The following is a 25747-nucleotide window of genomic DNA, read 5'->3' as shown; positions in this document are numbered from 1 at the left end:
TGACGCTCAGCCGGGAAACAGGCTGCCGAACGCGCGCGCGGCGTGCTCCGGATCGTCCGCCATGTAGACGCTGCTGATGGCGGCCACCATGTCCGTCCCCTGCTCCACCAGCGGCCGCGCATTCTCCGCCGTCATGCCGCCGATCACGACCACCGGCAGCGGCAGCGTGCGCTTTGCCTCGGCGACGATCGCCGGCGGCGTCGTCACCTCGTATTTCTTCACCCGCGACGGATAAAAGCCGCCGAAAGCGACGTAGCTGGCGCCGGCCCCGTGCGCCGCGCGCGCCAGGTCCATGCTGCCATAGCAGGACGCGCCGACGATCTTGCCCGGCCCCACGCTGGCCCGGGTCTGCGCGATGCCCATGTCGGTGCCGCCGACGTGTATGCCGTCCGCGTCGAGTTCGAGGCAGAGATCGACGAAGTCATTGATGATGAAGGGCACGCGGTACTGCCGGCAAAGCGCCTGCAGCCGGGCGGCCTGCTCCCTGCGCAGTTGCGGCGACGCGGTCTTGTGCCGGTACTGCAGCAGCGCGGCGCCGCCGCGCAACGCGGCCTCGCTGACGGCTACGAGTTGTTCGGTGTCGTCCCAGTCGGGGGTGACGAGATACAGACCTTTCATGCTTGATTCTCCGTTCTGATGCCGCGCCGGGGCATGCGCTGGCCGGGCGCGATGAGGTAAGCCGAGGCCAGCGCCTGCTGACAATAGTCCTGGCCCGACGAGAGCGCATCGGCCATGGCCCGGCCCTGCGCGAGGCGGGCCGCGATCGCCGAGGCGAGCGTGCAGCCGCTGCCGTGGAATTCGCCGGGCAGACGCGGCCAGCGCCATGCCTGTTCCTCGGCCGCGCTGAACCAGCGGTTGACGACTTCCGTGCCGGTGCCGTGACCGCCCTTGATCAGTACATGCGGACAGTCGCGCAGCAGTCTGGCCGCCTGCTCCTCCGGCGTGCCGTCGCCGCACAGGGCGGCGGCTTCCGGCAGGTTGGGCGTGACGACGGTCGCCAGCGGCAGCAGCGTCGAGACGATGGCGGCGGGACTGTCCTGCGACAGGCGGTCGCCGTGCCCGCTGGCCAGCACCGGGTCGAGCACCACCGGCAGCTGCGGCTGCCGCTGGCGAAGGGCGCGCAGGATCTCCGCGATCGCGCCGGCGTTGGCAAGACTGCCGACGATGCCGATCTTGACCGCCGCGACCGCCACGGTGTCGACCAGGGCCTTCGCCTGCGCCAGCACGAGCGCGGCGTCGACCGGGTGGATGCCATGCACGCGGTTATTGTCCTGCACCGTCAGCACGGTGATCACCGGCAGCGGATGCGCGCCGAGCGCGGTGATCGCCTGGACGTCGGCCTGGATGCCGGCGCCGCCGCTCGGGTCGGCACCGGCGAACACGAGCACGCAGGGAGGGTTCACGTCGCCCTGCCGGCCATCGGCGACGACGGCGACGCCGCGAACTTCCTCGGCATGCGGCCGGCGAGGAAGGCTTCGCGTCCCGCTTCCACCGCCAGCTTCATCGCGCGTGCCATGCGCACCGGATCGCGCGCGCCGGCGATGGCGCTGTTCATCAGCACGCCGTCGCAGCCGAGTTCCATCGCGATCGCCGCGTCGGAAGCGGTGCCCACGCCGGCATCGACCAGCACCGGGACTTTCGCCTGCTCGATGATCAGCGACAGGTTCCAGGGATTGAGGATGCCCATGCCGGAACCGATCAGCGAGGCCAGCGGCATGACGGCGACGCAGCCGATCTCTTCCAGCATGCGTGCCTGTATCGGGTCGTCGCTGCAATAGACCATCACGTCGAAGCCGTCCCTGACCAGCGTCTCGGCCGCCTTGAGGGTTTCGGGCATGTTGGGAAACAGCGTTTTTTCATCGCCCAGCACTTCCAGCTTGACCAGCTTGTGGCCGCCGAGCAGTTCGCGCGCCAGCTGCAGCGTGTAGACCGCATCCTTGGCGTTGTAGCAGCCCGCGGTGTTGGGCAGGATGGTGTACTTCGTCGGCGGCACTACGTCGAGCAGGCTCGGCGCGTTCGGGTCCTGCCCGATGTTCACGCGCCGGATCGCCACCGTGATGATGTCGGCGCCGCTGGCTTCGGTCGCTTCCCGTGTCTGTTCCAGGTCGCGGTATTTGCCGCTGCCCACCAGCAGGCGCGAGCGATAGGTCTTGCCGGCGATGGTCAGTCCCTGTTCCTGATTCTGCATTGCATTCTCCATATGTCATCCGCCGCCGATGGCGCGCACGATGTCGACCCGGTCGCCCGGCTGCAGCAGCCGCTGCGGCCAGGCGCTCCTCGGCACCACTTCGCGGTTGATCGCCACCGCCAGCGACTTGCCGAGCAGGTCGAGCGAGGCGAGCAGCGCCTGCACATCGGTCTGGCCCGGCAGCGCGTGCGGCGCGCCGTTGAGTTCGATCTCCATGGCCTTACTGCTTGCTGTAGATCTCGGCGCCGTTCTTGACGAACTCGACCGCCTTGACTTCCATGCCGCGCTTGAGGGCCTGCTCGTCGCTGAGGCCCTGGCTCGCCGCATAGTCGCGCACGTCCTGGGTGATCTTCATCGAGCAGAAATGCGGGCCGCACATCGAGCAGAAATGCGCGACCTTGGCCGAGTCCTTGGGCAGAGTCTCGTCGTGGAATTCGCGCGCCTTGTCGGGATCGAGGCCGAGGTTGAACTGGTCTTCCCAGCGGAACTCGAAGCGCGCCTTGGACAACGCGTTGTCGCGGATCTGCGCGCCCGGATGGCCCTTGGCGAGATCGGCGGCGTGCGCGGCGAGCTTATAGGTGATGATGCCTTCCTTGACGTCGTCCTTGTCGGGCAGACCGAGATGCTCCTTCGGCGTCACGTAGCACAGCATCGCGGTGCCGTACCAGCCGATGGTGGCGGCGCCGATGCCGGAAGTGATGTGGTCGTAGCCGGGCGCGATGTCGGTGGTCAGCGGCCCCAGCGTGTAGAACGGCGCCTCGTGGCACTGCTCCAGCTGCAGGTCCATGTTTTCCTTGATCAGGTGCAGCGGCACATGGCCGGGGCCTTCGATCATCACCTGCACGTCGTGCTTCCACGCGATCCGGGTCAGTTCGCCGAGCGTCTTCAGCTCGCCGAGCTGGGCCTCGTCGTTGGCGTCGTAGATCGAACCGGGGCGCAGGCCGTCGCCGAGGCTGAAGGCGACGTCATAGGCCTTCATGATTTCGCAGATGTCCTCGAAGTGCTCGTAGAGGAAGGATTCCCTGTGATGCGCGAGGCACCACTTGGCCATGATGGAGCCGCCGCGGGAGACGATGCCCGTCATGCGCTTGGCCGTCAGCGGCACATACTGCAGCCGCACGCCGGCATGGATGGTGAAGTAGTCCACGCCCTGCTCTGCCTGCTCGATCAGGGTGTCGCGGAAGATTTCCCAGGTCAGGTCTTCCGCCTTGCCGTTCACCTTTTCCAGCGCCTGGTAGATCGGCACCGTGCCGATCGGCACCGGCGAATTGCGGATGATCCATTCCCGCGTTTCGTGGATGTGCTTGCCGGTGGAGAGGTCCATCACGGTATCGCCGCCCCAGCGGATCGCCCAGGTCATTTTTTCGACTTCCTCGCCGATCGACGAGGTCACGGCGGAGTTGCCGATGTTGGCATTGACCTTGACCAGGAAGTTGCGGCCGATGATCATCGGCTCGCTTTCCGGATGGTTGATGTTGTTAGGAATGATGGCGCGGCCGCGCGCGACTTCCGAGCGCACGAATTCCGGCGTGATCTCGGCGGGAATCGCGGCGCCGAAGGACTGCCCCGGATGCTGGCGCAGCATCATGTCGGCCAGCCGCTGGCCGGTGGGGCCGGAAGCGCGCAGGCTCTCCATGTATTCCTTGCGTCGGAGGTTTTCGCGGATGGCGATGTATTCCATCTCGGGTGTGATGATGCCGTTGCGCGCGTAATGCATCTGGGTCACGTTGCGGCCCGCCACCGCGCGGCGCGGCTTGCGGTGCAGGTTGAAGCGCAGCTCGGCCAGCTTCGGATCGTTGAGGCGCTCGACGCCGTACTGCGAGCTCGGGCCGGGCAGCTCTTCGGTGTCGTTGCGCTCCTCGATCCAGCGCGCGCGCAGCGCCGGCAGGCCGGAACGGATGTCGATCTTCGCCGCCGGGTCGGTATAGGGGCCGGAGGTGTCGTAGACATAGACCGGCGGATTCTTCTCCGCGCCAAAGGAGGCGGGTGTGTCGGACTGCGTGATTTCGCGCATCGGCACGCGGATGTCGGACCGCGATCCTTCTACGTAAATCTTGCGGGAGTTGGGCAGCGGCTTGACGGCTGCTTCATCGACGGTGGCGGTCGATGCGAGGAATTGAGGATTCGCGTTCATGTTGCTCCTTTGCCAAACAGGAAAGCGAAGGAGCGACGGAATGATGGTGCGGAAGAACATCCGGCTGCTTCCCTTCGCTGGCATTACCCAGATCAGGTTCGGAGGGTATTTCTCACCCGGCCGATCACTCGGCCAGGACCCCTAGCGTTTCGTCATTTGCATGACAGCGGCGAATTATACGCCGACCTGCCCCTTTGTCATCCCTCCCTGCCCCGGCTCCTGCCCTATAATCACTGGTTTCGCAGAAACTCACGCCAAATCATGGAATTAGCCAAATCATTCGAGCCCGCCGAGATTGAAAAACACTGGCGCACCGAGTGGGAAAAGCGCGGCCTGTACACCGCCACGACCGATGCCGGCAAGCCCTCTTTTTCGATTCAGCTGCCGCCGCCGAACGTGACCGGCACCCTGCACATGGGCCACGCGTTCAATCAGACGGTGATGGACGGCCTGACGCGCTACTACCGCATGCGCGGCCACAACACCGCCTGGATCCCCGGCACCGACCATGCCGGCATCGCGACCCAGATCGTGGTGGAGCGCCAGCTCGATGCGCAGAAGATTTCGCGCCATGACCTCGGCCGCGAGAAATTCCTCGAGAAGGTGTGGGAATGGAAGGAGCATTCCGGCTCCACCATCACCGGCCAGATGCGCCGCCTCGGCGCCTCCACCGACTGGAGCCGCGAGTACTTCACCATGGACGAAAAGATGTCCAGGGCGGTGACCGAAGTCTTCGTGCGCCTGTACGAGCAGGGCCTGATCTACCGCGGCAAGCGCCTCGTCAACTGGGATCCGAAGCTGCTGACCGCGGTGTCCGACCTGGAGGTGGTGTCCGAGGAAGAAGACGGCCACATGTGGCACATCCGCTATCCGCTGGCGGACGGCAGCGGACACATCACGGTTGCCACCACCCGTCCCGAGACCATGCTCGGCGACGTCGCGGTCGCGGTCGACCCGACCGACGAGCGCTACACCCCGCTGCTCGGCAAGCTGCTGACCCTGCCGCTCACCGGCCGCCAGATCCCGATCATCGCCGATGAATACGTGGACAAGGAATTCGGCACCGGCTGCGTGAAGATCACCCCCGCGCACGACTTCAACGACTATGCGGTCGGCCAGCGCCACCAGCTCCCGCAGATCAACATCTTCACGCTCGACGCCAAGATCAACGAGAACGGCCCGGAAAAATACCGCGGCCTCGACCGCTACGACGCCCGCAAGCAGATCGTCGCCGACCTCGAGGCGCAGGGGCTGCTGGAATCGGTCAAGCCGCACAAGCTGATGGTGCCGCGCGGCGACCGCACCAATGTCGTGATCGAGCCGATGCTGACCGACCAGTGGTTCGTGGCGATGAGCAAGCCGGCGCCCGAAGGCACGCATTTCCCCGGCAAGTCCATCGCCGAAGTGGCGCTGGAAAAGGTCGCCGGCGGCGAGATCCGGTTCGTCCCCGAGAACTGGACCACCACCTACAACCAATGGCTCAACAACATCCAGGACTGGTGCATCTCGCGCCAATTGTGGTGGGGTCACCAGATCCCGGCCTGGTATGACGAAGAAGGCAATATCTACGTCGCCCGCAATGAAGAAGAAGCGCGCGCCAGGGCCGGCGGCAAGCCGCTGACCCGCGAGAACGACGTGCTCGACACCTGGTTCTCGTCGGCGCTGGTGCCCTTTTCCTCGCTCGGCTGGCCGCAGGAGACGCCGGACTACCAGCTGTTCCTGCCGTCGTCCGTGCTGGTCACCGGTTTCGACATCATCTTCTTCTGGGTGGCGCGGATGGTGATGATGACCACCCACTTCACCGGCAAGGTGCCGTTCAAGACGGTGTACGTGCACGGCCTCGTGCGCGACGCCAGCGGCCAGAAGATGTCCAAGTCCAAGGGCAATACGCTCGATCCGATCGACCTGATCGACGGCATCGACGTCGAGTCGCTGGTGGCCAAGCGCACCACCGGCCTGATGAATCCGAAGCAGGCCGAGAGCATCGCCAAGGCCACCCGCAAGGAATTCCCGAACGGGATCCCGGCCTTCGGCACCGACGCGCTGCGCTTCACCATGGCCAGCTATGCCTCGCTCGGCCGCAACATCAACTTCGACCTCAGCCGCTGCGAGGGCTACCGCAACTTCTGCAACAAGCTGTGGAATGCGACCCGCTTCGTGCTGATGAACACCGAAGGCAAGGACTGCGGCTTCGACGCCATCAGCTGCGGACCGGAAGGCCGCGACTTTTCGCAGGCCGACCGCTGGATCGTGTCGCTGCTGCAGCGCACCGAGATGGAAGTCGAGAAGGGCTTTGCCGACTACCGCTTCGACAATATCGCCTCGGCCATCTACAAGTTCATCTGGGACGAGTACTGCGACTGGTATCTCGAGGTCGCCAAGGTGCAGATCCAGACCGGCACCGAAGCCCAGCAGCGCGCCACCCGCCGCACCCTGCTGCGCGTGCTGGAGACCGTGCTGCGCCTCGCGCATCCGATCATCCCCTTCATCACCGAGCAGCTGTGGCAGAAGATCGCGCCGATGACCGATCTCAAGCTCAGCCCGGCCGGCGACTCCATCATGGTCCGCCCCTACCCGGTGGCCAACAGCGAAAAGCTCGACGAGGAAGCGGAAGCCTGGATGGCCCAGCTCAAGGCAATGACCGACGCCTGCCGCAACCTGCGCGGCGAGATGCAGCTGTCGCCGGCGCAGAAGGTGCCGCTCTACATCGAGGCGAGCGACCGCGCGCGCGCGCAGTCGTTTGTCACCTGCCTGCAGGCGCTGGCCAAACTGTCCGACGTGCAGGTCGTCGACGCGCTGCCCGAGTCGCCGGCCCCGGTGTCGGTGGTCGGTACCGTCAAGCTGATGCTGAAGGTGGAAATCGACGTCGCCGCCGAGCGCGAACGGCTGAGCAAGGAAATCGCGCGCCTGGAGGGCGAGATCGGCAAGGCCAACGCCAAGCTGGCCAACGAAAGCTTTGTCGCCCGTGCCCCGGCCCAGGTCGTGGCCCAGGAAAAGGAGCGCGTCGCCAGCTTTGGCGCCACGCTCGCCAAGCTGCGCGAGCAGTTTGAGAAATTGCAAAAAGCATAACAATCACAAGCGCAACACTGGTACGGCGCCTTGCACCTCTGCATGCGCCGTACCCGATTCCAATCAGGAGACCAATCACATGAGCAAGAAGCTGTTCTGCGCGGCCGCGCTGTTGCTGGCCGCCGCCGCCCACGCGCAGACGACCGCCGTCGGCGTCTGGAAGACCATCGACGACGAAACGGGCAAGCCGAAGTCGCTGGTGCGCATCAGCGAGAGCAACGGCGAACTGCGCGGCAAGATCGAGCGCCTGTTCCGTGACGCGAGCGAAGACCAGAATCCGAAATGCGTGAGCTGCGAAGGCGCGCTGAAGGACCAGCCGATTCTCGGCATGACCATCATCACCGGCATGAAGAAGGACGGCGAAGGCTACGGCGGCGGCCAGATCCTCGACCCGGCCAGCGGCAAGGTCTACAAGAGCAAGATGTCGCTGAGCGACGGCGGCAAAAAACTCGACGTGCGCGGCTATGTGGGCGTGCCGATGTTCGGCCGCACCCAGACCTGGGTAAGGGTGGAATAAGCAAGACACCCGGTGATTCAAGTAGTGCAGGCGTCCCTGCCTGCACAGCACCGCGTGTCCGAAGAGTGATCAATGCGCAGCAGGCAAATCTATCGCTGCGGCTTCGCCCGGTCATGCATTCGGCCGCACCCGGACATGCGGGTGGAACAAGAAAGACACCCGGTGATTCAAGTAGTGCAGGCGTCCCTGCCTGCACAGCACCGCGTGTCCGAAGAATGATCACTGCTCAGCAGGCAAGCCCATCGGTGCGGTTTCACCATTATGCGGGCAGCGACGACCGCAACCGCACCATCAAGCCTCAGACAAACGAAACCGTCAGCCCCGGCAGGCTCACGCCCGAAAACGCGGAAGTCCAGGTCTCCCCGGCCTTGATCGGGCAGACGTCGGTCCAGGTGCCGGTCGTGATGATTTCCCCTTCCTGCAGCGGCTGGAACTGGTTCTGCTCCTTGAGCAGCTGATGCAGATGCCACAGCGCATGCAGCGGGCTGCCGAGCACGTCGTGTCCGAAACCGGCAGAGCGCAGCTCGTCGCCGCAGGACAAGGACAGGCTCGCATGCGCCAGCACTTCCCCGAGATTGCGGCGGCTGGCGGCCGACAGCATCTTCGGCTCGCCGACGATCAGCAGGCCATGCAGGCCGAAGGCGGCGATCGAGTCGGCCATCTCGAACTTCCAGTCGGGATACGGACAGGTGACGATCTCGAACGCATGGGCCATCCACTCGATGCAGTCCGACAGCTCCTGGATGCTGGCATCCGGCGCCGGCGTGCAGCCGAGCTTGAACACCAGCTCCGGGCCGATGCGGGGCTGCATGGCGCCGGTCAGGCTCTGCAGGCCGCGATTGTCGACAGAAAAACGTACCGTCTCATCGAACACCGGCGTCCAGATCGGATTGCGGATCGGCTCGCTGACGCCGTACTTCGACCAGATCTTGCGATTGGTGAAGCCGATCTTGCGGCCGACCATGGTCTCGCCCTGGGCGGTGCGGATGTCCGCGATGCAGCGTGCGACGTCGTAGCTGTCGGCGATCGACAGCGGGCCGTTGGCCGACAGCGGCGGCATCAGCTGCGCCAGCGCGCGCGCCTCGAGCAATTGATGCGCATAGCGGCTTGCTTGCGTGGACATGAGCATGGCGGGACTCGTTCGGTATGGGTAGGATTCTTGGCGCATGGCGACCAGCCCTGTACTCTACGCAGGAGCATGGCCCCAGGTTTGCGTTTTCTCAAACGAAAAAGTGCGACCGTGCTGAAAGGAAAACATTATAGGCCTTTCAGCTTGCGCTTTTTCGGGGACCAATCTTGGCACCGTATTTCTACGGATGACAGAAAGACAAGCCGGCCGCTCATGTGCCGGGCCGGCTGCCTGCGTTGGAAGATTGAGGGAAAGCCAAGTTCCCCGCCGCGCGCTTACGCCCCGGGTTGCTCCCAGAGATCGCCGGTGGCGCTGCCGCGCGGCGCGGTCACGCCGAAGTGGGAATAGGCCGCCGGCGTCGCGATGCGGCCGCGCGGCGTGCGCTGCAGGAAGCCCTGCTGGATCAGGTAGGGTTCGAGCACGTCTTCGATGGTGTCGCGCTCCTCGCCGATGGCCGCCGCCAGGTTGTCGAGGCCGACCGGGCCGCCGTTGAACTTGAACAGCACCGCCTCCAGCAGCTTGCGGTCCATCACGTCGAAGCCGACCGGGTCGACATCCAGCATCTTCAGCGCGGCATCCGCCATCGCCTTGGTGATCTGGCCGTTGCCCTTGACCTCCGCGTAGTCGCGCACCCGGCGCAGCAGGCGGTTGGCGATACGCGGCGTGCCGCGGCTGCGGCGGGCGATCTCCAGCGCGCCCTCGTCGACGATGCCGGCATTGAGCAGGCTGGCGCTACGCGAGACGATGCGCGCCAGTTCCTCCGGCGTATAGAACTCGAGCCGGGCGACGATGCCGAAGCGGTCGCGCAGCGGATTGGTCAGCATGCCGGCGCGCGTGGTGGCGCCGACCAGGGTGAAAGGCTGCAGGTCGAGGCGCACCGAGCGTGCGGCCGGTCCCTCGCCGATCATGATGTCGATCTGGTAATCCTCGAGCGCGGGATACAGGATTTCCTCCACCACCGGCGACAGACGATGAATCTCGTCGATGAACAGCACGTCGTTGGGCTCGAGATTGGTCAGCAGCGCGGCGAGATCGCCGGCGCGCTCCAGCACCGGCCCCGAGGTCTGGCGCAGGTTGACGCCCATCTCGCGCGCGATGATGTGGGCCAGGGTGGTCTTGCCCAGTCCCGGCGGTCCAAACAGCAGCGTATGGTCGAGCGCCTCGCGCCGCTGGCGGGCGGCCGCGATGAAGATCTCCAGCTGCGCGTGGATCTTGGCCTGGCCGACGTATTCGTCGAGCTGCTTCGGGCGCAGCGCGCGCTCGATCGCTTCCTCGTTCGAGGAAGCGGGGGTGGCGGCGATGATGCGCTGCTCGGTGAAGTTGTCGGTCTGGATGCTCATGGCGGATTACGCTTTCGATAGTGCCTTCAGTGCCAGCTTGATGCCGTCGGATACTCCGGAGCCGGCCGGCACCTGCTTAAGCGCCAGCGCGGCTTCCTTTTCCGAATAGCCGAGCGCCAGCAGCGCGTTGAGGATGTCCGAACTCGCATCATGCTGGGCGGTGCCGCCGGCTGCGCCGATGTCGGCGCCGAGCTTGCCCTTGAGTTCGAGCAGCAGGCGCTCGGCGGTCTTCTTGCCGATGCCCGGGATCCTCGTCAGCCGTCCCGATTCCTGCAGCGTCACCGCCTGCGACAGATCGGCCACCGACATGCCCGACAGGATGGACAGCGCGGTACGGGCGCCGATTCCCGAGATGCGTATCAGCTGGCGGAACAGATTGCGCTCGTCCTGGGTGCCGAAACCGTAGAGCAGGTGCGCATCCTCGCGCACCGCGAGATGCGTGAGGAGCACGATCTTCTCGCCGGTGCCCGGCAGATTGTAGAAGGTGCTCATCGGGACATCGACCTCGTAGCCCACGCCGTTGCAGTCGATCAGGATTTGCGGCGGGTTCTTTTCAATCAGGATTCCGGAGAGACGGCCTATCATGTGTTGGCGGCGAGTGAATTTGACAGGGCGATGATACAGGACATTCCCCGCCTGCCCCACCGGCAACAAGCCTTGCCGCACGGGGATTTTTCCGGCGCCGCGGCACTCCAAGCGGGCATTGCCTGCTGTCTCCGGAAACCACTTCCCGCCCGCGTTATGCGACTGCTATCCCCCGCTTCTCCCCGCCGGCTTGCGGCCCGCCGCGTGCTGTCCGGGCTCGGACACCTGCTCGGCATTGTCTGGGCGGCGCCGCTGACCGCGTTCGGCCTGCTGGTCGGCCTGCCGATCGTCCTGTGGCGCGGCCATGTGCAGTTCGTCCATGCCTGGGCGCCGGCGATCCTGATACGCGGACCGATCGCCGACTTTCTGCTGCGCCGCCATCCCTTCGGCGCGATGAATGCGATGACCATCGGCCATGTCGTCATCGCGACCCACGACGGCCTGTCGTCACGTGTGCTGATCCACGAACTCGCCCATGTTCGCCAGGGTGCGCGCTGGGGCATCCTGTTCCCGCTTGCCTATCTGGCATCGAGCCTGTGGGCGCTCATCCGCGGCAAGGACGCCTACTGGCACAACCGCTTCGAGATCGCCGCGCGGCGCGCCGAAAAGCGCATCTGAAGCGCCCGCAGAAAAAGTAGTGCAGGCCTCCGTGCCTGCACAAACACCAAAAGTAGTGCAGGCCTCCGTGCCTGCACAAACCCCGGCAGTCCGAAGAAAAACGCCCCGCCCGCAAGCAAGCCATGCGGGCGCATGAAACCGCCCTACCCCACCAGCCGCCCGCGCCGCATCCGCAAGCCCTTCTTCGCCAGCGCCGGCGACAGTTCGCCGAGCGTCGCAAGCGTCTCGCCGCTGTGCGCATGACAGATCGCCACGCCAAGCGCGTCGGAGGCGTCGGTGCCCGGGGTGCCCGACAGCATCAGCAGGCGCGTGACCATGTCCTGCATCTGCTGTTTCTGCGCGCGGCCGTGGCCGACCACCGCCTGCTTGATCTGCAGCGCGGTGTATTCCGCCACCGCGAGGTCGGCATGCACCAGCGCGCAGATGGCGGCGCCACGCGCCTGGCCGAGCAGCAGCGTGGATTGCGGATTGACGTTGACGAACACCTTTTCGATCGCCGCGCAGTCGGGCGCATAGGTGCGGATGATTTCGGAGACCCCGGAGAGGATGGTCTTGAGCCGCTGCGGCAGGTCGGCGTCGGGCGTCTTGATGGTGCCCGACGCGATGTAGCTCAGCTTGTTGCCCTGCTTGTGGATCACGCCGAAGCCGGTGGTGCGCAAACCGGGGTCGATGCCGAGGATTTTCATTGGACTGCTTCATGAGCCGCTCCCGGCATGGCGGGAGCGGCAGGTTTTTCAATCAGTGGCGGAAGTGGCGCGTGCCGGTGAACAGCATCACGACGCCGCGCTCATCCGCCGCGTCGATGACTTCCTGGTCGCGCATGGAGCCGCCCGGATGGATCACGCAGGTCGCGCCCGCGTCCACCACCACGTCCAGACCGTCGCGGAACGGGAAGAAGGCATCGGATGCCACCGCCGAACCGGTCAGGCTCAGTCCGGCATTCTGCGCCTTGATCGAGGCGATGCGTGCCGAATCGATGCGGCTCATCTGGCCCGCGCCCACGCCCAGCGTCATGCCGCCGGCGCAGAACACGATCGCATTGGACTTCACGAACTTGGCCACGCGCCAGGCGAACATCAGGTCTTCCAGCTGCTGCGGCGTCGGCTGCTTCCTGGTCACGACCTTCAGCTCGGCCGGCATCACGTTCTTCGCATCCGGCGACTGCACCAGCAGGCCGCCGCCGACGCGCTTGACGTCGTAGGCATTGACCGCGGTGTCGAGCGGGATTTCGAGCAGGCGCACGTTCTGCTTGGCGGCGAATACCTGGCGCGCCTCGGCGGTGAACGCGGGCGCGATCAGCACTTCCACGAACTGCCTGGCCACGGCCTCGGCGGCCTTGCCGTCGAGTTCGCGGTTGAAGGCGATGATGCCGCCGAACGCAGAGGTCGGATCGGTCTTGAATGCCTTGTCATAGGCTTCCAGCGGACTGGCGGCGACCGCCACGCCGCAGGGATTCGCATGCTTGATGATCACGCACGCCGGGACGTCGAAGGTCTTCACGCATTCCCATGCGGCGTCGGCGTCGGCGATATTGTTGTACGACAGTTCCTTGCCCTGCAGCTGGCGATAGTTGGCGAGCGAGCCGGCGACCGGCGCCAGGTCGCGGTAGAACGCGGCCGACTGGTGCGGGTTTTCGCCGTAGCGCATTTCCTGGACTTTTTCGAAATGCAGGTTGAGGGTCTGCGGATAGGCGCTGCGGCTGGCATGCTCGCGCTCGGCGCCGAGCGAGGTCAGGTAGTTGGTGATGGCGCCGTCATATTGCGCGGTGTGCGCGAACACCTTGGTCGCGAGCGCGAATTTCGTGTCGTACGATACCTCGCCGCCGTTGGCCTTCATCTCGTCGAGCACGCGGCCGTAGTCGGCCGGGTCGCAGACCACCACCACGTCGCGGTGGTTCTTGGCCGACGAACGCAGCATGGTCGGACCGCCGATGTCGATGTTCTCGATCGCATCCTCCAGCGAACACTGTTCCCGCGCCACCGTCTGCTGGAACGGATACAGGTTGACCACCACCATGTCGATCGTCGGAATGCCGTGCTTTTCCAGCGCCGCCACATGCTCGGGCAGATCCCGGCGGGCGAGAATGCCGCCGTGGACCTTGGGGTGCAGCGTCTTCACGCGGCCGTCCAGCATTTCGGGAAAACCGGTGTAGTCGGCCACCTCGGTCACCTTCACGCCATTGTCGGCGAGCAGTTTCGCCGTGCCGCCGGTGGAGAGGATGTTGACGCCTTGCGCCGCCAGCGCCTTGGCGAAATCGAGTACGCCCGTTTTGTCGGAAACGGAGATGAGGGCTTGCTTGATCATGATGAAGGTGCGAAGTGATGGATAACGTAAATGCTGCAGGCCCGATGCCTGCGAATACATCGGTCGGCCGTGCCGCCACTTACGTTATCGATCACAGCAACCCGTGCTGTTGCAGCTTCTTGCGCAGGGTGTTGCGATTGATGCCCAGCATTTCCGCCGCCAGCGACTGGTTGCCGTCGGCGCGTTCCATCACTGCTTCGAGTATCGGCTTCTCGACGGTAAAGACCACCATTTCATAGACGTTCGACGGCTGCTGCTCGCCCAGGTCCCTGAAGTATTTCTCGAGGCTTTTCCTGACGACGTCCTGGATATTGTCTTTGCTCATTGCAGTGTACTTGCTGTTCTTTTCGTTGATTCAGGCGGCCAGCCGCTGCTCGGAAAGGCCGTATTGTAACCGCTCGCCGTACGCGGCCTGCGATTCGAAGAATGCATCGACCGCGGCCAGCTGCTCCTCGCAGCTCTCGAGTCGGTTCATGCGCTGGCGGAAGTCCTCGCCGCCCGGCAGTTCGCGCACATACCAGCCGATATGCTTGCGCGCGGTGCGCAAGCCGATGTAATCGCCGTAGAACGCGTAATGCGCGCGCAGATGCTCCTGCATCAGCGCGCGCACTTCGACCACCGTCGGCGCGGCGAGCGTTTCGCCGGTGCGCAGGTAGTGGTCGATCTCGCGGAAGATCCACGGCCTTCCCTGCGCCGCGCGTCCGATCATCACGGCATCGGCGCCGGTGTGCGCCAGCACCTGCTTCGCCTTCCGCGGCGAAGTGATGTCGCCGTTGGCGACCACAGGAATGCCCACCGCCGCCTTGACCGCCGCGATGGTGTCGTATTCCGCCTCGCCGCTGTACCCGTCCGCGCGCGTGCGTCCGTGCAGGGTCAGCATGGCGATGCCGCTGGCCTCGGCCATCCTCGCGATGACGAGCGCATTCTTGTGCTGGCGGTCCCAGCCGGTGCGGAACTTGAGCGTGACCGGCACATCCACGGCGGCGACCACCGCGTCGAGAATGCGGCCGACCAGGGCCTCGTTCTGCAGCAACGCCGACCCGCACCAGCTGTTGCACACTTTCTTCACCGGGCAGCCCATGTTGATGTCGATGATCTGTGCGCCGCGCTCGACGTTGAAGCGTGCGCTGGCGGCGAGCATCGCGGGATCGGCGCCGGCGATCTGCACCGCCTTGGGCTCCATCTCGCCATCGTGATTGATGCGGCGCGAGGTTTTCTCGCTGGCCCACAGCCGCGGGTCGGAGGCCGCCATTTCGGACACCGCGTAGCCGGCGCCGAGCTGCTTGCACAGCTGGCGGAAAGGCCGGTCCGTCACTCCCGCCATGGGAGCGACGAATACATTGTTGCGAAGGATGTGCGGACCGATGTTCACGGAATGTCGGGGAAAAGGGGTGGCGCCGGGGAAGCCGCTATTTTAGCCGCTTCGGCCGGCGCTTCAAATCGGGAAAACTTGCGCAGTGCAGCGTGGGCCGGGGGATGAGGCTACTTGGCCAGCTCGTCCAGCGCCTCCCTGTCGAGCCTGTCCAGGTGGGCAACGTCGCCCCACTGCAGCAGGCGCAGCGAGCGGCCGTCGGACGAGAACCGGTTGATGCTGGCATTGAAAATATCGAAATCGCGCGCCTGCGCGAAATCCATCCCCAGCGCGGCGCGATAGGCGCATTCCAGGACGCCGCCATGACAGACCACGGCAATCTTGCGATGCCCGCCCTCGGCCACGATGCGCAGGATGGTCTTCACCGTACGGTCGGCGAACTCCCGCATGGTCTCCGCCACATGCACGCCGGCCGGAAAGCGGGCGTCGATGTCCCGTGCCTTCCATGCGGCGTGCGCCTCGGGATAACGGGCCGCGATCTCGCCGTACAGCATGCCCTCGAAGGCGCCGTAGCAGCGCTCGCGCAGCCCGCGGTCGAGCCTGACCTCCATGCCGCGCGGCGCGGCGATCGCCGTCGCCGTCTGGCGCGCGCGCAGCAGGTCGCTGGAGTAGACCGCGTCCAGCGCCTCGTCTTCGATCGCGCGCGCCAGAGCCGCCGCCTGGCGCATGCCTTCGGCATTGAGGCCGATGTCGAGATGCCCTTGCAGACGCCTCACGGCATTCCACGCGGTTTCGCCGTGGCGGATCAACAGGATGTCAGTCACAGAAATGCTCCGTTCAGCCGGCCTGCGCCAGGCTCGGCGTCAGGGTATAGACGCCGGTGATCGCGGCTTGCCCGAGGATGTGTCCGCGCATCGCGTCGCGCACCTGCTGCCCGGTGAACCTGCCGTCCACCGGCAGCCGCTCCACGTCCAGCGCGTACAGCGTGAATACGTAGTGATGCGGGATCGAGTCGTTCCACGGCGGGCACGGCCCATCGAAGCCGAAGTAGTCCCCCGCCATGTCGGCATCGCCGGCGAACCACCCGGTGTAATCGTTGACGCCGTGCCGTCCCGGCTGGCCGTTCGCGATCGCCGGTCCCGGCTTGCCGCGCGGGGTCACGCCGTCGGAATACTGGCCGGCGGCGATCGCATCGAGCGACGGCGGCAGATCGACCAGCACCCAGTGGAAGAAATCGACGCGCGGCAGGTCCGCCGGCACCGTCTTGCCTTCCTGATTCACATCGTCGCCGCGCGAGGGCACGTCGTAGTCATGGCAGACCAGCGCCAGGGATTTCGTCCCGGCGGGCAGCTCACTCCAGGCCAGATGCGGATTGCGGTTGGCAGACAGCTTCACATGCGTGACCGGGTCGATCACGGCGAATGCGAATTCGCCCGGGATTTTTTCGCCATCCTTGAAAGAATCGCTCCACAGCTTCATCGATGTCTCCTTACGGGTTGAACACAGCCGTCATTCTCGTTCAATTCGCCGCCGCCGGCTTGACCTGCAGCCAGAACGTGACCGGACCGTCATTGGTCAGCGATACCTGCATGTGGGCGCCGAAGCGCCCCGTCTCGACGCGCGGCATGCGGGCGCGCGCGGCGTCCACGAAATAGTCGAACAGCCTGCGCCCTTCCTCCGGCGTCGCCGCCGGCGTGAACGACGGCCGCGTGCCGGAACGGGTATCGGCGGCCAGCGTGAACTGCGGCACCAGCAGCAGGCCGCCGTCGACATCGCTGAGGCTGCGGTTCATCTTGCCCGCATCGTCGGCAAACACGCGGTAGGACAGCAGCCTGGCCAGCAAGGCATCGGCCTGTTCCCGCGTATCGTTGCGCTCGGCGCAGAACAGCACCAGCAGGCCGCCGTCGATGGCGCCGACCGTCACCCCATCGACCTCGACCGATGCGCGCGTCACGCGCTGCAGCAGCGCGATCATCCGAGCGTGACGCGCGCGAACTTGCGCTTGCCGACCTGCAGCACGAAAGTGCCGGCGTCGACTTTCAGGCCCTTGTCGCTGACGGTCTCGCCATCGATGCGCACCCCGCCCTGCTCCACCATGCGCAGCGCCTCCGAGGTCGAGGCGCACAGGTTGGCCTGCTTGAGCAGCTGCCCGATGCCCAGCGGCGCGCCGCTCAGGCTGACCTCCGGCACGTCGTCCGGAATGCCGCCGCGCGCGCGGTTGTTGAAGTCGGCCAGCGCATCCTCCGCCGCCTTCTGCGAATGGAAGCGCGCCACGATCTCCTGCGCCAGCAGCACCTTGAAGTCGCGCGGATTGCGGCCCTCGTCGGCCTCCCTGCGGAAGCGCGCGATCTCTTCCATCGGCCGGAAGGACAGCAGTTCATAGTATCGCCACATCATGGTGTCGGAGATGCTCATCAGCTTGCCGAACATCGTATTGGCGGGTTCGGTGATGCCGACATAATTGCCCTTGGATTTCGACATCTTCTCGACACCGTCGAGGCCTTCGAGCAGCGGCATCGTCAGGATGCACTGCGGCTCCTGGCCGTAATCCTTCTGCAGCTCGCGCCCCACCAGCAGGTTGAACTTCTGGTCGGTGCCGCCCAGCTCCAGGTCGGACCGCAGCGCCACCGAATCGTAGCCCTGCATCAGCGGATAGAGCAGCTCGTGCACCGAGATCGGCGTGCCGGCCTTGAAACGCTTCGTAAAATCCTCGCGCTCCAGGATGCGCGCGACGGTGTATTTCGCCGACAACTGGATCATGCCGCGCGCGCCGAGCGGGTCGCACCACTCGGAGTTGTACCGGATCTCGGTGCGTGCGGGATCGAGCACCAGGCTGGCCTGCGCAAAATAGGTCCTGGCGTTTTCCTCGATCTGCTCGCGGGTGAGCGGCGGACGCGTCACGTTGCGGCCCGAGGGATCGCCGATCATCGAGGTGAAGTCGCCGATCAGAAAGATGACCGTGTGACCCAGGTTCTGCAGCTGGCGCATCTTGTTGAGCACCACCGTGTGACCGAGATGCAGATCGGGCGCGGTCGGGTCGAGACCCAGCTTGATGCGCAGGGGCTGGCCGCTTTGCTCCGAGCGCGCGAGCTTCTGCGCGAACTCGGATTCGATCAACAGCTCGTCGACACCGCGCCTGGTGATCGCCAGGGCTTCCTGTACGGAATCCGTCAGCGGCAGTACGGCTTTGTCGGTTTGCAAATTCTGGGAGGCGTCCATGGGATGAGGGAAATTAAGAAGTCGACGGTGAAAATTCAATACGATGTGTTGGTATAATCGCTGCTTCTTTTGATTCTTGCACAGCAGCAAACTGCAGATCAGGAGCGGAGCTTGTCACTGCCCGGCGCATTCCCTGCCCGGCCCCGCTTCAGGCGCTTGTTCCCGCGCCGTTCCGGCAAGCTCTTCGGCTAAAACCGCAAATTCTAACTTATTGCATGCTCAATACAGACAACAACCAGGGTCAGGCATCGAGCAGCAAGTCCTCTTCCGCGTCTTCCCGCAAGACACGCATTCTCTCCGCCACCGCCGTTTTCCTCGCGGTCTGCGCATTCGGCGCCTTCGGCGTCGCACCGATGGCGCCCGACGCATCCGATCTTCCCGTGCGCACCATTGCGCAGGAACTCGAGATCCCGAGCCTGTCGGCGCAGATCGCCGGCCTGCAGGGCAGCGCGCAGGCCTATCTGCGCGAAGAGAAGGTACGCTCCGGCGACACGCTCGCCACCCTGCTGGCCAGGCTGGGCGTCCAGGATGAGGCAGCTGCCGATTTCATCAAGTCCGACAAGCTCGCCTATGGCGTGCTGCAGCTCAAGGCCGGCAAGCGCGTGCAGGCGGAGACCGACGCCGATGGCCGGCTTCAGCGCCTGACCGCCACCGTCAATGACGGCAGCGGCGCGCTGCGCAACCTCGTGGTGGCGCGCGACGGCGACGGCTTTACTGCCGCCATGGACAGCGCCGCGCTGGAGCGCCGTGTCGAAATGCACAGCGGCGTCATCACTTCGTCGCTGTTCGCCGCCACCGACGCCGCCCAGATCCCCGACCACGTCGCAATGCAGATCGTGGACATGTTCTCCACGAACATCGACTTCGCATCCGACCTGCGCCGAGGCGACCGCTTCAATGTCATCTATGAAACTTTCTGGCAGAACGGCGAGTTCGTTCGCGCCGGCCGCGTGCTCGCCGGCGAGTTCTACAACGGCACCAGCAAGTACCAGTCGGTCTGGTTCGACGAGCCCGGCAACAAGCTGGGCGGCGGCTACTACACCTTCGACGGCAAGTCGCTGAAAAAGGCCTTCCTCAAGTCGCCGCTCGAGTTCTCCCGCGTGTCGTCGGGCTTCGCCATGCGCCGCCACCCCATCTCCGGACTGTGGAAGCGTCACCAGGGCGTCGATTTCGCCGCCGCCACCGGCACGCCGATCAAGGCGGCGGGCGACGGCGTGGTGGACTTCGTCGGCGTGCAGGGCGGCTACGGCAACGTGGTGGTGCTCAAGCACTGGAACAACTATTCCACCGCCTATGCCCACATGAGCCGCTTCGCGTCCGGCCTGAAGAAGGGCATGAAGATCAGCCAGGGCGAGGTGATCGGCTATGTCGGCTCGACCGGCTGGTCGACCGGGCCGCATCTGCACTATGAGTTCCGGGTGAACAACGAACCGCGCGATCCGATGACGGTGCAGGTGCCGAGCGCCCAGCCCCTGGCCGGCGCCGATCTGCAGCGCTTCCGCGCGGTCTCGGCCGACATGCGCCACCGCCTCGCATTGCTGAACGCCGCGGACCTGCCCAAGCTCGCATCCAAGTAAGCCATTGCATCTGCAAACCGTTCGGCCGGCTGTAGAATCAGCCGACCGAACGGTTTTTTTATTCTGGCGACTCCTATGCAACTCTTCATCGGCCTCATGTCCGGCACCAGCATGGACGGCGTCGACGGCGTGCTCGCCGCGCTGCCCGACGACGGCTCCGCCCGCGGCATGCAAACCCTCGCCTCGGCCTGGCTCCCCTTCCCCGATGACCTGCGCGCGGACCTGATGTCGCTGCAGTCCGCCGCCCCGGATGAAATCCAGCGTGAAGCGCTCGCCGCAAACGCGCTCTCCCGTCTCTACGCCGACTGCGTCGCCCGGCTGCTCGACGAATCCGGAAAGCAGGCCACCGATATCCGCGCCATCGGCGCCCATGGCCAGACCATACGCCATCGTCCCGAACTCGGTTTCACCCGGCAGATCGGCAACGCCGCACTGCTCGCCGAGCTGAGCGGCATCGACGTCGTCGCCGACTTTCGCAGCCGCGACGTGGCGGCCGGCGGTCAGGGCGCGCCCCTGGTGCCCGCCTTCCACCAGGCCGTGTTCGGCGCCGACAATGAAGTCCGGGTGGTCGCCAACATCGGCGGCATCGCCAACATCAGCGTCCTGCAGCCGGGGACGGGCACGACCGGGTTCGACACCGGCCCGGGAAACGTGTTGATGGATTACTGGATAGGCGCCGTGCAGGGAAAATCTTATGACGCCGGCGGCGGGTGGGCGGCAAGCGGCCGGCCGGATCCAGCCCTGCTCGAGACACTGCTCGACGAACCCTATTTCCGGCTGCCGCCGCCGAAGAGCACCGGGCGTGACCTGTTCCATCGGCAGTGGCTGGAAGGCAGGATGACGCGACACGCCGGCCTCGCCCCCGAAGACGTGCAGGCCACACTCGCGCGCCTCACCGCGGCCTCGCTCGCCGATGCGATCGCCAATCATGCGCCGACGGTCCGGTCCGTCTTCGTCTGTGGCGGCGGCGCGCACAACGGCCACCTGATGAACGAGATCCGGGACTGCCTGCGCGCAAGGGCGCTGCCAGCCACGGTCGACTCGACCGATCGGCTCGGCGTGGCACCCGGCCATGTCGAAGCGCTGGCTTTCGCCTGGCTCGCGCAACGCCATGTCTTGCGCCAGCCCGGCAACATCGCCGAAGTGACCGGCGCCGCCGGCCCGCGCATTCTCGGCGCCCTGTATCCCCGATAGAGGCGAATCTCGAGGCGAAAAAAAAACGCGGCCGGGGCCGCGTTTTTGCTGCGTACAGCTGAATCAGGCAGAGAACGAGGAGCCGCAGCCGCAGGTCGTGGTCGCGTTCGGATTCTTGATCACGAACTGTGCGCCTTCCAGGTCATCCTTGTAATCGATTTCGGCGCCGACCAGGTACTGATAGCTCATGGAGTCGATCAGCAGCTGCACGCCGTTCTTGGTCATGGTGGTGTCGTCTTCGTTGACGATTTCATCGAAGGTGAAACCGTACTGGAAACCGGAGCAGCCACCGCCCTGGACGAAGACACGCAGTTTGAGGTCGGGATTGCCTTCCTCCGCGATCAGTTCCGCAACCTTGGAGGCGGCGCTGTCGGTGAAGACGATCGGTTCGGGCATTTCGGTCACAGCATTCATTTGGAACTCCAGCTAAAGTCGTTTCAGCGATTATAGACCGTCAGCGAAATTCACGTATTCGACATGGCCAGCTTCAACACCGGCTCGCTGACCTGGTCATGGGTCAGTTTTCCGGACACCAGAGCGCCGCCGTGCATCTCCAGCGCCTTGTAGTGCACATCTCCGGTTATGCGGGCGCGCGGCTGCAATTCAAGCAGTTCCGAAGAGTGGACGTTGCCGATGATTTCTCCGTTGACAACGAGGTGCGCGACACGGATCTCGCCTTCCACCCGGGCGTGCTCGGAAACCACCAGCATGCTGGGCTCCTCCCCGTCCGCGATGACGTTCCCCTTGACCCGGCCATCAATGCGCAGCCCCCCCTGGAAATGCACATTGCCTTCGATATTCGTGGATATGCCGATCAGACTGTCAATCGTGCCCTTGCTCTTGCGGCCTAACATGGCGCCTCCTATTACAAATTCGCCGACAACTGTGCGCGCAGCTGTCCCTTTTCCAGCACTCTTGCCTGCACCGAGCGTGCCGTGACGCCTTCCGGCAGCGTGATGACACCCTCGACCCGCTGATAATGCCTGAAGCTCAACGCATACTTTTGTTGCTCCGCAGGACTTCTGTCGGGAAAAGTCATCATAGCATTTCTCCCTTCCTGCACAGTCGAGACGAGCAGCTGAAGATTGCCTGAAAACAACTGAGAGGCTGCGCCGCCTTGCATGATCAGCACGCGGTAGCGCAATTGATTAGGCGCAATATGGTCGACTTTCAGCCGCCGTATGGCGACGCCCTGCGGGCCGGCCGCATTCGGAAGCAGGCTTTCAAAGAATGCAAGGTCTTCCTTGAGCCGTGCGTTTTCCGTCTCCAGCGTCTTGAGCTGCGCCGCCAGCTGCTTCTGCGCAGCCTTCTCCATGTTCAGCTGGCTCTCGGCGGCGTTGGCCAGGGTCGAAAGCTTGTCGCGCTCCGCGGTCAGCGCGTCGAGCTGCTCGCGCAACTCGGCCGGCGCCTCGTCGCCGGCGTTGCCCGAGGAGCGGAACGCACCGTAGCCCCAGGCCGCGCCGGCACCGACTGCGGTCGCCAGCACAAGCGGCAGGAAGCGCCGCAGCCACGGTCGCTGCTGCCTGATCGTGAGCTTGGGCGATGCGGCGGTACGCCGCCTGCCGATCCTCGTTCTGCTTCGGCCTGCCGGCAAAGGCTTGATATCGGGTGAACGCACGTCTTACGGCAGAACCGGGACCTGCATCAGTCCCGTGCCTTCCTCAAGCCCGAACATCAGGTTCATGCACTGGACGCCCTGCCCTGCCGCGCCCTTGACCAGGTTGTCCTCGACCACCAGGATCACCAGCAAGTCGCCGCCTTCCGGCCGATGCACCGCGATGCGCAGCTTGTTCGACGCGCGCACCGAGCGTGTTTCGGGATGGCTGCCGGGCGGCATCACATCGACAAAGGTCTCGCCCGCGAAGTGCTTTTCATAGAGCGCCTGGAAATCGACGTCGCGCGCTTCCGGCAGAATCGTCGCGTAAAGCGTCGAGTGGATGCCGCGGATCATCGGCACCAGGTGCGGAACGAAAGTCAGACCGATCTTGCGGCCGGCGATGGCCTGAAGCCCCTGCGTGGTTTCGGGCAGATGCCTGTGACCCTTGACGCCGTAGGCCTTGAAATTGTCCGCGGCTTCCGCCAGCAGCGTATGCACTTCGGCCTTGCGCCCCGCGCCCGAGACGCCGGACTTGCAGTCGGCGATCAGCATGCTTTCGTTCACCAGCTGCCTGCCCTGCGCAAGCAACGGCGCAAAGCCCAGCTGCATCGATGTTGGATAGCAGCCCGGCAGACCGATGACACGCGCCTTGCGGATGGCTTCGCGATTGACTTCAGGGAGCCCGTACACGGCTTCCTCGAGCACATCGGGGCAGGCGTGCGGCATGCCGTACCATTTTTCGAACTGCGCCACATCCTTCAGCCGGAAGTCCGCCGCAAGGTCGATGACCTTCACGCCGGCGGCCAGCAGTTCGGGGGCCTGCGCCATCGCCACACCATGGGGCGTTGCGAAGAATACGACGTCGCACTCCTTGAGATTGGCCTTCTCCGGCGCGGAAAAGGCGAGCGATACGTGACCGCGCAATGACGGGAACATGTCCGCGACCGGCAGGCCATCTTCCTTGCGCGAGGTAATGGCGGTCAACTTCACCTGCGGGTGTGCCGCGAGCAACCGCAGCAGTTCGACACCGGTGTATCCGGTGCCGCCAACAATGCCGACTTTGATCATTGCGCTTCCTTGCATAGGGGGTTTCTGAAATATCTCGGGATTCTAGCAGTGCGTTGCCTGCGGCAACGCCACAAAGCAAAAAGCCGCCAGGCGCAGACCTGGCGGCTTTTCGATGTTCTGAAAACGCAGATTAGCGCTTGGAGAACTGCTTTGCGCGTCGTGCCTTGCGCAGGCCGACTTTCTTACGTTCGACTTCACGCGCGTCGCGGGTCACGAAACCTGCCTTGGCGAGTTCCGACTTCAGACCTGCGTCGTAGTCGATGAGCGCACGAGTGATACCGTGACGGACCGCGCCTGCCTGGCCCGACTCGCCGCCGCCGTGCACGTTGACCATGATGTCAAAGCGCTCGATGTTGCCGGTCAGTTCCAGCGGCTGACGAATAACCATCAGACCGGTTTCGCGCGAAAAGTATTCCGCTGCGGGCTTGCCGTTGACGACGATGTTGCCGCTGCCGGCCTTGATGAAAACACGCGCCACTGCACTCTTGCGACGGCCGGTTCCGTAGTTGTAGTTACCGATCATGTCCGTTCCTTAGATTTCGAGTGCCTTGGGTTGCTGAGCGGCGTGCGGATGCGCGGCGCCTGCATACACCTTCAGCTTCTTGATCATTGCGTAGCCGAGGGGGCCCTTCGGCAGCATGCCCTTGACCGCCTTTTCCAGCGCACGACCCGGAAAACGCTGCTGCATTTTCAGGAAGTTGGTTTCGTAGATACCGCCCGGGTAGGTCGAGTGACGGTAGTAGGTCTTGGCCAGCGCCTTGTTACCGGTCACGCGCAGCTTGCCTGCGTTGATGACGACGATGTAGTCACCGGTATCGACGTGGGGGGTGAATTCGGGCTTGTGCTTGCCGCGCAGTCGGCGTGCCACTTCGCTGGCGACACGACCGAGGACCAGGTCCGTTGCGTCAATCACAAACCACTCGCGCTCGACCTCATGGGCTTTGGCGGAAAAGGTTTTCATGTGATGTCCTAAAAATAATAAAAGCGCTCAATTCTGGCGGTTCGGCTTCAGAAAAACAGCCGACTCAACCTTGTTATCTTTTCCTGAGCGTACGGAAAGCCCGAAAGTATAGCCTTTTCAAGGACTTGGCGTCAAACCTCAAATCACGTGAATCTGGGGCCGGGGCAAAAAAAACCCGAAGCGCAGTCGCTTCGGGTTCAAATCCACACCATTAGGAGGAGGGTGGAGGAGACAATCGGGCCGGGCGTAAACTATTTAACGCCCGGCAAAGAAAGTATAGTCAAGCGCCTTGTGCGATGCAAGAAAAACTGCCTGATTTTGTTTGAACAAAACTGTCATTGGCGAAAACAATAACCACGGGTTATAAGAGCCCGCCGCTTTTCGCAATATGGAGCTGCCTTGCAGAAGACGCAAAATCGCGAGGCGCCCGGAGGAGCGCTAAAATAGCCGTCCCTGACCCGTTACCGAGATAAAGATGGAATGCACCGTGCGCTGGACCGGAAACTCCGGGATGACTTTTTTGGCCGAAACCGGCTCCGGACATGCCGTGCCCATGGACGGCGCGGTCGAGGGCGGCGGACGAAATCTCGCGCCTCGACCGATGGAACTGGTGCTGGCCGGGACCGGCGGCTGCACCGCCTATGACGTGGTGCTCATCCTGCGCAAAAGCCAGCAGGACGTGCGCGGCTGTGACGTGACGCTCAAGTCCGAGCGCGCCGAGAAGGATCCGAAAGTCTTCACCAGGGTCCACTTCCACTTCACCGTTCGCGGTCGCAACCTGAAACCAAGCCTGGTGGAGCGTGCGATCAAGCTTTCGCACGAGAAGTACTGCTCTGCCTCCATCATGCTGGAGAAGACGGCGGAGCTGACGCACTCCTTCGAGATCGTGGACGACCTCGCGGACGCCGCCCCCACGAACGAGTAAGTCGCTCGAC

At 64.5% G+C, this 25747-nt stretch carries 28 protein-coding genes and 1 riboswitch; of the genes, 6 read left to right on the top strand and 22 right to left on the bottom strand.

Features of this window, described 5'->3' with window-relative positions; all coding sequences use genetic code 11:
- Positions 1-6: 6 nt before the first annotated feature.
- Genes thiE through thiC form a run of 5 tightly spaced genes read right to left on the bottom strand, consistent with a single transcriptional unit; the run spans position 7 to position 4322 of the window.
- Positions 7-618, bottom strand: coding sequence for a thiamine phosphate synthase (gene thiE / locus NCCP691_RS14905; RefSeq protein ID WP_220809344.1), 612 nt, complete (start codon positions 616-618; stop codon positions 7-9).
- Positions 615-1403: a bifunctional hydroxymethylpyrimidine kinase/phosphomethylpyrimidine kinase gene (gene thiD, locus NCCP691_RS14900; protein WP_220809343.1), complete on the bottom strand. Its 789-nt coding sequence runs from the start codon at positions 1401-1403 to the stop codon at positions 615-617. The genes thiE and thiD overlap by 4 nt, the downstream gene beginning before the upstream one ends.
- Positions 1400-2188 carry a thiazole synthase gene (locus tag NCCP691_RS14895; protein ID WP_220809342.1) on the bottom strand — a complete coding sequence of 263 codons (789 nt, stop codon included), beginning with the start codon at positions 2186-2188 and terminating at the stop codon, positions 1400-1402. The genes thiD and NCCP691_RS14895 overlap by 4 nt, the downstream gene beginning before the upstream one ends.
- A gap of 15 nt (positions 2189-2203) precedes the next feature.
- On the bottom strand, positions 2204-2404 hold the full coding sequence (thiS, locus tag NCCP691_RS14890) for a sulfur carrier protein ThiS (protein ID WP_220809341.1): 201 nt from the start codon (positions 2402-2404) through the stop codon (positions 2204-2206).
- 4 nt (positions 2405-2408) lie between these two features.
- A complete protein-coding gene (gene thiC / locus NCCP691_RS14885; protein WP_220809340.1) occupies positions 2409-4322 on the bottom strand; it encodes a phosphomethylpyrimidine synthase ThiC in 1914 nt (637 codons plus the stop codon).
- A gap of 52 nt (positions 4323-4374) precedes the next feature.
- A riboswitch (TPP riboswitch) is annotated at positions 4375-4475 on the bottom strand.
- Between the two features lie 108 nt (positions 4476-4583).
- Between thiC and NCCP691_RS14880 the strand changes: the two genes are divergently transcribed.
- Together NCCP691_RS14880 and NCCP691_RS14875 are read left to right on the top strand one after the other, a co-directional pair.
- On the top strand, positions 4584-7391 hold the full coding sequence (locus NCCP691_RS14880; RefSeq protein WP_220809339.1) for a valine--tRNA ligase: 2808 nt from the start codon (positions 4584-4586) through the stop codon (positions 7389-7391).
- Between the two features lie 79 nt (positions 7392-7470).
- Complete coding sequence (locus NCCP691_RS14875; protein ID WP_220809338.1) at positions 7471-7908, top strand: DUF2147 domain-containing protein; 438 nt, start codon at positions 7471-7473, stop codon at positions 7906-7908.
- Positions 7909-8206: 298 nt separating this feature from the next.
- Here NCCP691_RS14875 and NCCP691_RS14870 read toward each other — a convergent pair whose 3' ends face one another.
- The 3 genes from NCCP691_RS14870 to ruvA all read right to left on the bottom strand — a co-directional run bounded on the left by NCCP691_RS14870 (position 8207) and on the right by ruvA (position 10962).
- On the bottom strand, positions 8207-9037 hold the full coding sequence (locus NCCP691_RS14870) for a 2-keto-4-pentenoate hydratase (RefSeq protein WP_220809337.1): 831 nt from the start codon (positions 9035-9037) through the stop codon (positions 8207-8209).
- A 275-nt stretch (positions 9038-9312) separates the two neighbouring features.
- A complete protein-coding gene (gene ruvB / locus NCCP691_RS14865; RefSeq protein WP_220809336.1) occupies positions 9313-10377 on the bottom strand; it encodes a Holliday junction branch migration DNA helicase RuvB in 1065 nt (354 codons plus the stop codon).
- 6 nt (positions 10378-10383) lie between these two features.
- Positions 10384-10962 (bottom strand): Holliday junction branch migration protein RuvA, encoded by a 579-nt coding sequence (gene ruvA / locus NCCP691_RS14860; protein ID WP_220809335.1) that lies wholly within the window; start codon positions 10960-10962, stop codon positions 10384-10386.
- Between the two features lie 156 nt (positions 10963-11118).
- Between ruvA and NCCP691_RS14855 the strand changes: the two genes are divergently transcribed.
- Positions 11119-11580 carry a hypothetical protein gene (locus NCCP691_RS14855; RefSeq protein ID WP_220809334.1) on the top strand — a complete coding sequence of 154 codons (462 nt, stop codon included), beginning with the start codon at positions 11119-11121 and terminating at the stop codon, positions 11578-11580.
- Positions 11581-11723: 143 nt separating this feature from the next.
- Here NCCP691_RS14855 and ruvC read toward each other — a convergent pair whose 3' ends face one another.
- The 8 genes from ruvC to tyrS all read right to left on the bottom strand — a co-directional run bounded on the left by ruvC (position 11724) and on the right by tyrS (position 18397).
- Positions 11724-12266, bottom strand: coding sequence for a crossover junction endodeoxyribonuclease RuvC (ruvC, locus tag NCCP691_RS14850; protein ID WP_220809333.1), 543 nt, complete (start codon positions 12264-12266; stop codon positions 11724-11726).
- 52 nt (positions 12267-12318) lie between these two features.
- Positions 12319-13884: a bifunctional phosphoribosylaminoimidazolecarboxamide formyltransferase/IMP cyclohydrolase gene (purH, locus tag NCCP691_RS14845; protein ID WP_220809332.1), complete on the bottom strand. Its 1566-nt coding sequence runs from the start codon at positions 13882-13884 to the stop codon at positions 12319-12321.
- A gap of 91 nt (positions 13885-13975) precedes the next feature.
- Positions 13976-14209 (bottom strand): Fis family transcriptional regulator, encoded by a 234-nt coding sequence (locus NCCP691_RS14840; protein ID WP_220809331.1) that lies wholly within the window; start codon positions 14207-14209, stop codon positions 13976-13978.
- A 30-nt stretch (positions 14210-14239) separates the two neighbouring features.
- Entirely contained in the window at positions 14240-15256 is a 1017-nt protein-coding gene (gene dusB, locus NCCP691_RS14835; RefSeq protein ID WP_220809330.1) for a tRNA dihydrouridine synthase DusB, read from the bottom strand.
- 110 nt (positions 15257-15366) lie between these two features.
- The gene (locus NCCP691_RS14830; protein ID WP_220809329.1) at positions 15367-16020 is read right to left on the bottom strand and encodes a histidine phosphatase family protein; all 654 of its coding nucleotides are present in this window, start codon (positions 16018-16020) and stop codon (positions 15367-15369) included.
- Positions 16021-16033: 13 nt separating this feature from the next.
- The gene (locus tag NCCP691_RS14825) at positions 16034-16675 is read right to left on the bottom strand and encodes a YbhB/YbcL family Raf kinase inhibitor-like protein (RefSeq protein ID WP_220809328.1); all 642 of its coding nucleotides are present in this window, start codon (positions 16673-16675) and stop codon (positions 16034-16036) included.
- A gap of 40 nt (positions 16676-16715) precedes the next feature.
- Positions 16716-17171 carry a D-aminoacyl-tRNA deacylase gene (gene dtd / locus NCCP691_RS14820; protein WP_220809327.1) on the bottom strand — a complete coding sequence of 152 codons (456 nt, stop codon included), beginning with the start codon at positions 17169-17171 and terminating at the stop codon, positions 16716-16718.
- The gene (gene tyrS / locus NCCP691_RS14815; protein ID WP_373870362.1) at positions 17168-18397 is read right to left on the bottom strand and encodes a tyrosine--tRNA ligase; all 1230 of its coding nucleotides are present in this window, start codon (positions 18395-18397) and stop codon (positions 17168-17170) included. The genes dtd and tyrS overlap by 4 nt, the downstream gene beginning before the upstream one ends.
- A gap of 233 nt (positions 18398-18630) precedes the next feature.
- On the opposite strand from tyrS, the gene NCCP691_RS14810 reads away from it, so the two are divergent.
- Both NCCP691_RS14810 and NCCP691_RS14805 read left to right on the top strand, forming a co-directional pair.
- Positions 18631-19992: a M23 family metallopeptidase gene (locus NCCP691_RS14810; RefSeq protein ID WP_220809325.1), complete on the top strand. Its 1362-nt coding sequence runs from the start codon at positions 18631-18633 to the stop codon at positions 19990-19992.
- A 75-nt stretch (positions 19993-20067) separates the two neighbouring features.
- Entirely contained in the window at positions 20068-21186 is a 1119-nt protein-coding gene (locus NCCP691_RS14805) for an anhydro-N-acetylmuramic acid kinase (protein ID WP_220809324.1), read from the top strand.
- A 63-nt stretch (positions 21187-21249) separates the two neighbouring features.
- Here the strand turns inward: NCCP691_RS14805 and erpA are convergent, their stop codons facing one another.
- The 6 genes from erpA to rplM all read right to left on the bottom strand — a co-directional run bounded on the left by erpA (position 21250) and on the right by rplM (position 24812).
- Positions 21250-21600, bottom strand: coding sequence for an iron-sulfur cluster insertion protein ErpA (erpA, locus tag NCCP691_RS14800; RefSeq protein ID WP_220809323.1), 351 nt, complete (start codon positions 21598-21600; stop codon positions 21250-21252).
- Positions 21601-21650: 50 nt separating this feature from the next.
- Positions 21651-22040 carry a bactofilin family protein gene (locus NCCP691_RS14795; protein ID WP_220809322.1) on the bottom strand — a complete coding sequence of 130 codons (390 nt, stop codon included), beginning with the start codon at positions 22038-22040 and terminating at the stop codon, positions 21651-21653.
- 11 nt (positions 22041-22051) lie between these two features.
- Entirely contained in the window at positions 22052-22804 is a 753-nt protein-coding gene (locus tag NCCP691_RS14790; RefSeq protein WP_238482453.1) for a DUF6776 family protein, read from the bottom strand.
- 3 nt (positions 22805-22807) lie between these two features.
- Positions 22808-23851, bottom strand: a complete 1044-nt coding sequence (gene argC, locus NCCP691_RS14785) for an N-acetyl-gamma-glutamyl-phosphate reductase (RefSeq protein WP_220809321.1) — start codon at positions 23849-23851, stop codon at positions 22808-22810.
- Between the two features lie 130 nt (positions 23852-23981).
- Positions 23982-24374, bottom strand: coding sequence for a 30S ribosomal protein S9 (gene rpsI, locus NCCP691_RS14780; RefSeq protein ID WP_220809320.1), 393 nt, complete (start codon positions 24372-24374; stop codon positions 23982-23984).
- A 9-nt stretch (positions 24375-24383) separates the two neighbouring features.
- A complete protein-coding gene (gene rplM, locus NCCP691_RS14775; protein ID WP_220809319.1) occupies positions 24384-24812 on the bottom strand; it encodes a 50S ribosomal protein L13 in 429 nt (142 codons plus the stop codon).
- 475 nt (positions 24813-25287) lie between these two features.
- Between rplM and NCCP691_RS14770 the strand changes: the two genes are divergently transcribed.
- Positions 25288-25737 carry an OsmC family protein gene (locus NCCP691_RS14770; RefSeq protein WP_220809318.1) on the top strand — a complete coding sequence of 150 codons (450 nt, stop codon included), beginning with the start codon at positions 25288-25290 and terminating at the stop codon, positions 25735-25737.
- Positions 25738-25747: the final 10 nt, after the last annotated feature.

Origin of the sequence: Noviherbaspirillum aridicola, from assembly GCF_019656455.1 — a bacterium.
GTDB lineage: Bacteria > Pseudomonadota > Gammaproteobacteria > Burkholderiales > Burkholderiaceae_D > Noviherbaspirillum > Noviherbaspirillum aridicola.
The sequence above is the reverse complement of the archived record's forward strand: the minus strand, read 5'-3'. Positions and strand labels throughout refer to the sequence as shown.